We start from the raw sequence: 11,207 nt of genomic DNA, 5'->3' as shown, positions 1-11,207 counted from the left end.
ACACTTCTAAAACAATAAACACCCTTAAGGGTGTTTTTTTGTTTTTGTCGTTTGTGAATTTGCCGGGCGAGCCCCCGGCGTCCACACTATCCGCGTCGCGCCAGCGTCGCCCCGTCAGAGAAATACGCCCGGATCCCTGCCAGAATCGACTCCGCTACCTCTTGCTGGAATTTGGCCGTTTTGAGCTTACGCTCCTCTTCCACGTTACTGATAAATGCCGTTTCGACCAGTATGGACGGAATATCCGGTGCCTTCAGTACTGCAAACCCGGCCTGCTCAACGCTGTTTTTATGCAGCTTGTTGATGTTACCCAGCTTACCCAGCACCGCTTTACCAAACTTCAGGCTGTCGTTGATGGTCAGCGACTGCACCATGTCGAACATGGTGTGGTCGACGTAGCGGTCGCCGCTTTTACTCACGCCACCAATCAGGTCCGAGGCGTTCTGGGTGTCCGCAAGGTATCGCGCCGCGGTACTGGTCGCACCTTTGGTGGAAAGTGCAAACACCGACGAGCCGCTTGGCTGACGGCTGGTAAACGCATCCGCATGGATCGACACGAACAAATCCGCGCGCTGCTTCTGCGCTTTCGCCACCCTGACCTTCAGCGGGATAAACACATCCTCATTACGCGTCATGTAGGCGCGCATATTGCCTTCTTTATCAATCAACGCCTTCAGACGACGGGCGATTTGCAGCACCACGTCTTTTTCACGCGTGCGATATTTCCCCACTGCGCCGGAGTCTTCGCCGCCGTGGCCAGGATCAAGCATGATCACAATCGGGCGATCGCGCCCTGCTTTTCCCGGCTGCGGGCCGCTTTGCGCAGGAGGGACCTGTTTCTCAAGGTTGCCCTGGTTGTAGTCTTCCAGCAGCGCCAGCAGCGGATCCTGAATATCCGTCGCATTCGCCGGGTAGAGATCCATCACCAGACGCTCTTTGAACGTGGCTACAGGCGCAAGGGCAAACAGCTGCGGCTTCACGTTCTGCTTCAGCTCAAACACCATGCGCACGGTTTGCGGATCAAACTGCCCCACGCGCGCCGATTTAATAAACGGATCGTCGCCGCGGATCTGTGCCGCCATCCCCTTCAACACGGAGTTGAGGTTAACACCTTCGAGATCCACCACCACACGTTCAGGGTTACTGAGGGCAAATTGCTTATATTTCAGTACGCGATTGGATTCGACCGTCACGCGCGTATAGGTCGATGACGGCCAGACGCGCACCGCCACGACCTGACTGGTGGCGGCAAGACCGACCTGACTGACGCTAAGCAACCACATTGCCCCGGCCCCTTTTAACAAACGGCGGCGGCTTATTGCTGAATTGGATCCCGACATGCTTCTCCCGAGCAAGAACACTGATTGATATACAAAATGTCCAGATTGACCGAAAACTTTAACGAATGACGCATAAACTGTCATCTATAAAAGGGTAAACAATCCTATGCTAACGCACGGATTACTTATTATTTTCTATGGGTCGCGGAAAATTTACGCTTGCACACGCGGTCATAATCGAATAAAAATACAGAAATTACGAATAAACATTCATTAAGGGTTGTGCCATGGTGAAGGAGCGTAGAACCGAACTGGTCCAGGGATTCCGCCATTCTGTTCCCTATATCAACGCCCATCGGGGAAAAACGTTTGTCATCATGCTTGGCGGCGAAGCCATTGAGCATGAAAATTTTTCCAGCATCGTCAATGACATTGGCCTGCTGCACAGCCTCGGGATCCGCCTGGTGGTGGTCTATGGCGCACGTCCGCAGATCGATGCCAACCTGGCCGCTCATCACCACGAGCCGATTTATCACAAACACACCCGCGTAACGGATGCGAAAACCCTTGAACTGGTGAAACAGGCCGCTGGCCTGCTGCAGCTGGATATTACGGCTCGCCTGTCGATGAGTCTGAACAACACACCGCTGCAGGGCGCGCATATCAACGTTGTGAGCGGCAACTTTATCATTGCCCAGCCGCTCGGCGTGGACGATGGCGTCGATTACTGCCACAGCGGACGTATTCGTCGTATTGATGAAGAAGCCATTCACCGCCAGCTGGACAGCGGTGCCATCGTACTGATGGGCCCGGTGGCGGTTTCCGTGACCGGTGAAAGCTTTAACCTCACTTCAGAAGAGATTGCCACGCAGCTGGCGATCAAGCTGAAGGCGGAGAAAATGATTGGGTTTTGCTCCTCCCAGGGGGTCGTAAACGATGAAGGGGTTATCGTGCCAGAGCTCTTCCCGAATGAGGCCCAGGCCCGCGTGGAAGCGCTGGAAGCTGAAGGCGATTACCACTCCGGGACCGTGCGTTTTCTGCGTGGCGCCGTGAAAGCCTGCCGCAGCGGCGTGCGCCGTAGCCACCTGATCAGCTATCAGGAAGACGGTGCCCTGTTGCAGGAGCTGTTCTCCCGCGACGGTATCGGCACCCAGATTGTGATGGAGAGTGCGGAGCAGATCCGCCGCGCCACCATTAACGATATCGGCGGCATTCTGGAGCTGATCCGCCCCCTCGAACAGCAGGGGATTCTGGTGCGTCGTTCGCGCGAGCAGCTGGAGATGGAGATCGACAAATTCACCATTATTCAGCGTGATAACCTGACCATTGCCTGCGCCGCGCTCTATCCGTTCCCGGAAGAGAAGATCGGCGAAATGGCCTGCGTGGCGGTGCATCCTGACTACCGCAGCTCGTCACGCGGTGAAATGCTGCTTGAGCGCGTGGCAGCACAGGCGCGCCAGATGGGCCTGAGCAAGCTGTTTGTGCTGACAACGCGCAGCATTCACTGGTTCCAGGAGCGTGGGTTTACGCCGGTGGATATTGATTCGCTGCCGGAAACGAAGAAAGAGATGTACAACTATCAGCGGCGCTCAAAAGTGCTGATGGCGGATCTGGGGTGAGACTACGCCCTCACCGTCCGGCGAGGGCTTTTGTTTACAGAGACTCAAATATCGCGCTCAGCCCGCTTCGGCGTTCCGTGCGGGTGGCAATCGCCTGCACCAGCACGCGTTCATCGGTATACAGCGACAGGCGCTGACGCGCGCGTGTAATGGCGGTATAGATCAGCTCGCGGGTAATGACGGGTGATAGCTGCGTGGGCAGGATCAGCGCCGCATGGTTAAACTCAGAGCCCTGGGATTTATGCACCGTCATCGCCCATGCGGTTTCATGCTCAGGCAAACGGCTCGGCTGGAAAGACTTCACGCTACCGTCCGGCATCTGGAACCAGACGCGCAGCCCCTGGCCGCGATCGAGCGCAATTCCAATATCCCCGTTAAACAACCCCAGCGCACTGTCGTTGCGGGAGATCATCACCGGTCTTCCTTCATACCAGCGCGAATGCGGGGTACGGTGTATTTTACGCTTTTGCGCCAGCAGCTGTTCCAGCCTGTCGTTCAGGCCGCTGACGCCAAAGGGCCCTTCCCTCAGCGCACAGAGCAACTGATATTCACCAAACGCGGCAATCACCTGCTCCGGTGTGCGTTGCTGCTGTACGCCCGTCAGGAAGTGCTGGTACCCCAGCAGAGCATCATCAAGCATCGCCTGATACTCCTCCCCGTTTTGCAGCGATTTTTTCTCAATATCCGTAAAGGTGCCGTCAAAGACCGCACAGGTGGTGTGACGGTCCCCGCGGTTCACGGCCGCCGCAAGCTGGCCAATGCCGGAGTCGCTGCCGAAACGATAGCTCTTTTGTAGCAGACACAGGCTGTCGCGCAGAGCCCCCGCAAGGGAATGGTTTTCAGAGGCGAGCGAACATCCCGTCAGACGCGCCAACTCCTGCGCGCGTTCCGCGGTATACCCCAGGCTGGCATAGGTGCAGATATCGCCGAGTACAGCCCCGGCCTCCACGGAGGCAAGCTGGTCACGATCGCCGAGAAAAATGACGCGTGCATGAGGCGGTAGCGCATCGATCAAACGCGACATCATCGTCAGGTCAATCATCGACGCTTCATCCACCACCAGCACATCCAGATGCAGGGGGTTACCAGCATGATAACGCAGCCGCTGGCTACCCGGCTGCGCGCCAAGCAGCCGGTGCAGCGTGCTGGCTTCGTTGGGGAAAAGCGCAAGCTGCTCACCGGTAAGGGGTAATTTTTGCAGCGCCCCGCCTAACGACTCCGTCAGACGCGCCGCCGCTTTACCGGTAGGGGCCGCCAGGCGAATACGGCACTTTTGCTCACCCGATAGCTGAATCAGCGCAGCAAGCAGCTTTGCCACGGTAGTCGTTTTCCCGGTGCCCGGGCCACCAGAAATAACCGAGATCCGTCGCGTTAACGCCACGGCTGCGGCCACTTTCTGCCAGTCTGTTTCACTGTCAGAGGTAAACAGCGTATCCAGCACCTGCCGAAGCTGCGCTTCATCGCAGGGAAGCGGGGCGTTCGTCTCACTAAAGAAGCGCGCCACCGTCAGCTCGTTGCGCCAGAGTCGGTTAAGATACAAACGCTCGCCGGTGAGGATCATCGGCGTACCGGTATCGGTTCCGCTCACGGCAGGCGAACTGAGTAATATCGCTTCCCAGTCCACGGTGTCACCCAGCAGAGCGAAACAGGCCTGTAAAGCCGGGGGCATTTTCTCGTCTACCACCAGACGCGACAGCGGCAGACAGACGTGCCCTTCCCCCGCGTCTTTGCTCAGAATGGCGGCGGCGAGCATCACGGCTGGCTCTTCGCCCGCCACCATCATGGCAAACTGCACATCAAGGTGGCGCAGTAATCGTTGTTCAACCGCGTCCAGCAGTAGCGCCTGCATTGTCATGCCACCTCCTCCGTGCCTGCAGCAAACAGGTTATCCATTTTTTCAATCAGTTCCTCAGCCGGACGCGTGCTGAAGACGCCGGAACGCGGGTCGTTAGCATCCACGCCGCGCAGGAACAGGTAAATCACGCCGCCAAAATGGTCTTCGTAGCGATAATCAGCAATGCGATGGCGCAGATAACGGTGCAGCGCCAGGGTATAAAGCTGGTACTGCAGATCGTAGCGATGCATTTGCATGGCCGACGCCATCGCCTGTTGGGTATAGGCTTCGCTGTTTTCGCCCAGCCAGTTCGATTTGTAATCCAGCAGGTAATAGCGCCCCTGATGGCGGAAAACCAGGTCGATAAAGCCTTTTAACATCCCCTGCACCTGGCGGAAGTTCAGCGGCGGACACCCGGCGGATAGCGGATCGTACTCGCGGATCAGCCCATCGAGCGCCTCGGCCCTGAGCGGGCTGGCGATGGGGAGATAAAACTCCATCTCGACCTGCTTATCTCTGGCAGTCAGCTGGCTGAGGGAGACCCCCTGCGTGGTGAGCGGCGCGTGTAAAACCGCGTGGATCCAGTCACGCAGAACCGGCTGCCATTGTGCGTCGTAGCCGCCGCTCTGTAACATCTTCAGCACCCACTCTTCGGAAACCGGCTGCGTGAAATCGAGCTCTTCGAACAGGCTGTGCAAAAACGTGCCCGGAGAGGCGCCGCGCGGGAACTGGTGCGGCGTAAGCACCGGCTCAACGAGTACACTACCGGTTCCTGCCGCGTCCACGTCCAGTTTTGGCATCAGATCCAGCGCAACACTCTGTCCGTGCTGCTGTAAACCGGAGTAGCTGGTGACGCGCCAGTCGTCAGCAATCGGGCGTACCACCTGGCGGGCATGCAGATCTGACTCACGCGGCTCCGGCATTTGCCAGCGGTCATTATCCGGTTGTGCCGGAATATGCAGGGCAACATGCTCCCCGCAAAGTGATTCGAGACACTGCCGTAACCCCGCAGCGTCTTTGGGTTCGCCGTGCTGAATTAAGCGCCCCAGCGCGCTCAGGTGAAAATCGCTCTCCCCGGTCTTTTCACCGCGACGACGGAACAGAGGGGCAACGCCCAGACTGCAGTGCCAGACCGAACGGGTCAGTGCCACGTACAGCAGGCGTAAATCTTCCGCCAGACGTTCGGCTTCTGCCAGCTCAACGCTGGACTCCGCGTTGCTGAGATCGAGCACCGCCTCGAACGACTCGCGATCGTGATAAAAAGCCTGATCCTGCACTCGGTAATTGGCGATAAACGGCAACCAGACCAGCGGATACTCAAGCCCTTTCGATTTGTGAATGGTGACGATCTGCACCAGGTGTTTATCACTCTCAAGACGCATCTGCTGGCTGGACGAATTGCTGTTCGGGTCGGCAATCTGCTGTGCCAGCCAGCGCACCAGAGCGTGTTCGCTCTCCAGCTGCGTGCCCGCCTCCTGCAGGAGTTCGCTGATATGTAAAATATCGGTCAACCGGCGCTCGCCGCCCGCGGTTGCCAGCATATTCTCCGCAATGTGACGCTGTGCCATCAGCTCACGCACCATGGCCATCACGCCGCGCTTCTGCCATTTCTCCCGGTAGCGAACAAACTCTTCCACCACCGCATCCCATGCGGACTCGTCATTGTTGAGCGCATCGATATCACGGGCATTCAGCCCGAGCATCGCGCTGGCTAATGCGCTGCGCAGCGTGCTTTCCCGCTCCGGGGCCAGCACGGCCTGCAGCAGCCATAGCATCTCCTGCGCTTCCAGCGTTTCAAAGACGCTGTCACGGTTTGAGAGGTAGACGGACGGAATACTCAGCAGGGTCAGGGCATCCCGAATAAGCGCGGCCTCCTGACGGCTACGCACCAGCACCGTGATATCCGATGCTTTTACGGGGAGTGCATCCTGGCCTTTCCAGAGCACCGCCTCGCCGCGAGCCCCCGCACTGAGCCAGTCACGGATCTGCGCGGCACAATGCTGGGCCATGGCGTTTTGATAGTCGGCGACGCCACACCCTTCACCGTCCAGCAGCCAGAAGCGCATGGCAGGCTGCGTCTCGCCGTTGAACTCAAAGCGCAACGAGGCATTTTTCGCGGCAAATTTTACCGGCTGGAACGGGATCTCCCGGAACATAAACGCCGTATCCATGCGGCTGAACAGCGCATTCACGCTTTCCACCATCCCGGGAGACGAACGCCAGTTGGTATCCAGGGTGTAATGCGCCTCAACTTCGCTACGGGCCTTCATGTAGGTGAAAATGTCCGCACCGCGGAAGGCGTAGATAGCCTGTTTAGGATCGCCGATTAACAACAGCGCGGTGCCGTGCTGCTGGCGCCAGATACGGCGGAAAATGCGGTATTGCTGAGGGTCGGTATCCTGAAATTCGTCAATCATCGCCACCGGGAAACGGGTGCGGATCGCGGCGGCAAGCGCTTCGCCATTTTCACTGGACAGGGCCGCATCAAGGCGGCTCAGCATATCGTCAAATCCCAGTTCCCCCCGGCGGCGTTTCTCACGGGCGACGGCTTCGCGAATTTCCGTCATGGCACGGGTTATCATCAGATCGTTGAGCGTTAAGGGCTCAGCCAGCAGGGTTTCAATCGCCACAAACAGGGGATGTTCAGGCACAATACCGTCGGGTTTGGTGCGCTCGACGAGGAAACGCCGGGAAAATTTCTCCAGCGCGTCCGGGAGCAGGTAGCCCCGCGTCTCTTCCTGTGCCCAGGCGTTGATCTTGTCGATCCATTTCCCCTGATTGCCGCGGTTGAATTTGCGGCGGTCGATCCCGGAGTTTTCAATAATGGCGTCAATTTCGCCGACTGACTCAATCCATTTTTGTTTGATGTCGACAATTCGCGCGATGATTTTTTCATGGCGTGACGCCAGGGTTTCATCCGCTGGCGGCGGAGATTTGATAACCGGCGCTTCTCCCTGAAGATAGCGATCGATCGCGCGCAGCAGCGCCTCAGGGCCTTTCCACAATGCATGTACCGCTTCGGCGATATCGCGCTGTAGCGGGTAGCAGTGGCGACGCCAGAAGTCCGCGCAGGCCTGATAGCGAAGTACGGTTTCATCTTCAATGAGCTGTTGTTCAAACAGCATGCCGGATTCAAACGCATTCAGGCTCAGCATGCGCTGGCAAAAACCGTGAATGGTGAAGACGGAGGCTTCATCCATCTGCCGTTCGGCAAGTAGCAGCCACTCTGCGGCCTGTTGCCTGTCGGCAATCTCTTCCAGAAGACTGGCATAAAGGGGGTTATCCGTGCTCTGACGCAGGCAGGCAATGCGCAGCTCATGGATATTGGCGCGAATACGGCCACGCAGTTCGGCGGTGGCGGCTTCGGTGAAGGTCACCACCAGCAGCTCTTCCACGCTCAGCGGACGGGGAAAAGCGGCGTTGCCGCCGAGCCCTAACAGCAGACGCAAATAGAGCGCGGCGATGGTGAAGGTTTTTCCCGTTCCCGCTGAGGCTTCAATCAATTGTTCACCCTGAAGAGGTAAACGTAAGGGATTAAGGGGCTCAGCGGTGTCGGTCATTCTTTCTTACTCCAGGGCATAGATTGCTGCAGCGCGCTGACGCTCTTCCAGACTTTCCAGCCTTGCGGGTTCACGTACTCCGTTTTCCCGTTCTGGCTACCGGAAACCTGAGACAGGATGGTCATTCCCTGCGGTTTAATCACCGCCTGATGGAAGAAGTCGGCAACCTTTTGCGGCGTCAGCTGTTTTATCTCGGCCACTACTTTATCACGCGAATCAAATTTCAGATTACCGCGATCAAAATCTTTGCTCAGTTGCGAGGCTTCTTCACCCAACGTCTGCGGCGGCTGCATCACCTGCGCAATGACGGCCTGCTGGATCTGGGCGAACTCTTCCGGCTTCATGGCGCGCAGTTTTGCTTCCACCTGCGGGAAGAAAGCCTGGTAACGCTGCCAGAGATATGCCGGTTGCTTATCGCTGCTCTGCAGCAGGAAACCCAGCCCCCACTGGCGGCCTACGTTCATGGAGAAGGCAAACACCGCGTAGCCGAGCTGTTCTTCCGTGCGTAACTGGTTATAGAACCACGGTTGAATAATTTGGCCCAGCACGGCACTCTGCGCCGAACTGGCGAATTCATCGTAGCCCGTTGGCACAAATACCGCGGCCAGGGCGGAATCCGTGCTGTTACCCGCCTTTTCAAAGATTACATTCTGCTTTTTCTCAACCAGCACGTCCTGGTTGCGGCACCACTCATCGCCTTTAGAGCCGAGCTGAGTGCGAACATTTTGCGCCAGGGTTTTGGCCTGATCCTCGCTCATATTGCCCACAATCAGGAACTCCGGGCGCGTGTTGGTTTTCAGCGCGTCACGGTAAGCCAGCACGTCTTTTAAGGTGATCGAAGGCAACAGCGCGCGGCGATCCTCGCGCTGGAAATAAGGAACCTGCGATAACATTTGCGCTGGCATAAGCGCCAGATCGTAAGCTTTGCCCTTCTCCGCAGAATCCATCATCTGCGCATACCACGATTTGGCCTGCTCAAACTGTTCTTCCGTCGGCGTATAGCTGAAATAGCCCTCCAGCAGCGCCTGGAACAGCTGAGGTAGACGCTGGGTATAGCCATTTGCATTGAGCATCAAACCGTTGTTGGCGTTGGTGGAGAAGCTGATGCCGCCCACGGCCGCCTGGTTGCTAAGCTGATCGAGCGCAATCCCCGCAAGATAGTCATTGAGCGCGAACATCACCTGATTTTTGGCGCTGTTCATCGCTTTCGGGTTACGCAGCACCACGCTGACGTCGGCCTTTGGCTCGCTTGCGAAATAGCGGCTGGGGCTATACACCACGCGAAGCGTCGGCTCATCAATGATAAGTGCCGGATGCGGATAGTCCTTCTCGGTTTTGATCAACGAGAAATCATCCGGGATATAGGGGTTCAGTTCCGGCAGTTTTAACGCGATCTCTCCCGCCTTCTTTTGCCAGTCGGCAAAGGTCTGGGCGCTGATTTTATCCACCTGATAAAGGGCATCGACAAAGTAAGCCGTTTTGTTATGCGGCTCATCCGGGCTGATGTACCAGATGCGGGCATTCTCCGGGGTCATCATCGCCAGACGGGCTTTGACCGCCTCAGGGTTGTACTGGTCGGCAATGTTCACCGCATCGAGGGTGTGTTCCACCGGCACGCGGATCATGGTATCGGCCAGCCACTCCACATAATCCATGTCGCGGGTTATCGATGGGTAACGGAAATCAAGATCCAGCACGTGCGCCAGTTCATCAAAGTAGCGCTTGTCGACGCCTTTTTCACGCAGCAGAGAGAGGTAGCTGAAGATTGCAGCCACCACTTCATCGCGGTGTGCCTGACCTTTGTCGGTCAGGGTTGCGGATATCGCCAGCACGCCGCTGTTCCCGTTTACCACCGGATCGGAGTCGGCGCGGATACCTTCCGCCAGCCCCTGTTTCTGCAGCCAGTCAGACAGCGTATCCGGGCTACGGTTACCGATGAGATAGGTCACCAGCTCGTCGGTTTTACTGCGAAACTGTGCCGTGTTGTTATCAATGCGAAATTCAACGCGTAACACTTTGCGCGGCAGCGCAGGCACGTAGTGGATCACGATGCCTTTTTGCGCGTCCGTGACCACCGGTACATCTATTTGCGGCCGGTCGATATTTTTATTCGGCACCCGACCAAACGTTTTGGCCGCCATGCCCGCCAGCTCTGGCAACGGTTTATTGCTGTAGATAACCGCTTTCATCAGATTGGCGGAGTAGTATTTATCGCGAAACGCGTGCAGCGCATCCAGAACCGGGCTGTTCGGTTTGTCGCTCAAGGTCTCCAGGTTACCGCCGGAGAAACGAGACCCCGGATGCACAGGGTTGATGGTTTCGGCGCTCACCTGGGCCATGCGCATACCGTCTCGCGTGCGGGCCAGGGTCAGTTCGGCATTCACCGCATTGCGTTCACGATCGGCGTATTTTTTATCCAGCAACGGGGCGGCGATGGCATCAGCAAGGCGATCGACCGCGCCTTCCAGCGCATCATTCTCGACTTCGAGATAGAAGGCCGTGCGGTACGGGGCGGTACTGGCATTATGGCTGCCGCCATGCATTTTCAGAAATTCGGACAGGCTATCTGGCTGCGGGTATTTTTTTGACCCCATCAGCGTCATATGTTCCAGATAGTGTGCAAGCCCGGGATGGGATTCAGGATCTTCCAGCGACCCAACCGGCACCACCAGTGCCGAGAGGGATTTTACCGCCTGCGGGTCGGAAACCAGCAGCACGGTCATGCCGTTATCAAGGCGGATAGCCTGATACTGCCGGGTATCTTTTTCACTCTTACGGATAGTTTCCTGAACGGGTTGCCAACCGGAGTCTGCCTGAGTGACAGGTGCCCAAAGGGCGACAAACAAAACCAACGCTTTAAACAAGGTGCTGCCAGGCATTACGACCTCTTTATCACGGCTACATCATTAACAAA

Annotated in this window: 5 protein-coding genes; 1 reads left to right on the top strand and 4 read right to left on the bottom strand. The window is 57.2% G+C overall.

Annotated features, from left to right (window positions below; translation table 11 throughout):
* Window positions 1-86: 86 nt before the first annotated feature.
* The gene (gene amiC, locus C5687_RS05535) at window positions 87-1,340 is read right to left on the bottom strand and encodes an N-acetylmuramoyl-L-alanine amidase AmiC (protein WP_025760261.1); all 1,254 of its coding nucleotides are present in this window, start codon (window positions 1,338-1,340) and stop codon (window positions 87-89) included.
* A gap of 227 nt (window positions 1,341-1,567) precedes the next feature.
* On the opposite strand from amiC, the gene argA reads away from it, so the two are divergent.
* Window positions 1,568-2,899 carry an amino-acid N-acetyltransferase gene (argA, locus tag C5687_RS05530; RefSeq protein ID WP_014885072.1) on the top strand — a complete coding sequence of 444 codons (1,332 nt, stop codon included), beginning with the start codon at window positions 1,568-1,570 and terminating at the stop codon, window positions 2,897-2,899.
* Between the two features lie 34 nt (window positions 2,900-2,933).
* Here the strand turns inward: argA and recD are convergent, their stop codons facing one another.
* From recD to ptrA, 3 genes are read right to left on the bottom strand one after another with little or no spacing between them, the layout of a single operon-like run.
* Window positions 2,934-4,754, bottom strand: coding sequence for an exodeoxyribonuclease V subunit alpha (gene recD / locus C5687_RS05525; protein WP_059384977.1), 1,821 nt, complete (start codon window positions 4,752-4,754; stop codon window positions 2,934-2,936).
* Window positions 4,751-8,293, bottom strand: coding sequence for an exodeoxyribonuclease V subunit beta (recB, locus tag C5687_RS05520; protein WP_104556552.1), 3,543 nt, complete (start codon window positions 8,291-8,293; stop codon window positions 4,751-4,753). The genes recD and recB overlap by 4 nt, the downstream gene beginning before the upstream one ends.
* The gene (gene ptrA, locus C5687_RS05515) at window positions 8,290-11,172 is read right to left on the bottom strand and encodes a pitrilysin (RefSeq protein WP_104556551.1); all 2,883 of its coding nucleotides are present in this window, start codon (window positions 11,170-11,172) and stop codon (window positions 8,290-8,292) included. Before ptrA ends, recB begins: the two co-directional genes overlap by 4 nt.
* Window positions 11,173-11,207: the final 35 nt, after the last annotated feature.

Origin of the sequence: Enterobacter sichuanensis (assembly GCF_002939185.1) — a bacterium.
Classification (GTDB): Bacteria; Pseudomonadota; Gammaproteobacteria; order Enterobacterales; family Enterobacteriaceae; genus Enterobacter; species Enterobacter sichuanensis.
Note: the sequence above shows the minus strand (reverse complement) of the source record. Positions and strands in the feature narration are given on the sequence as shown.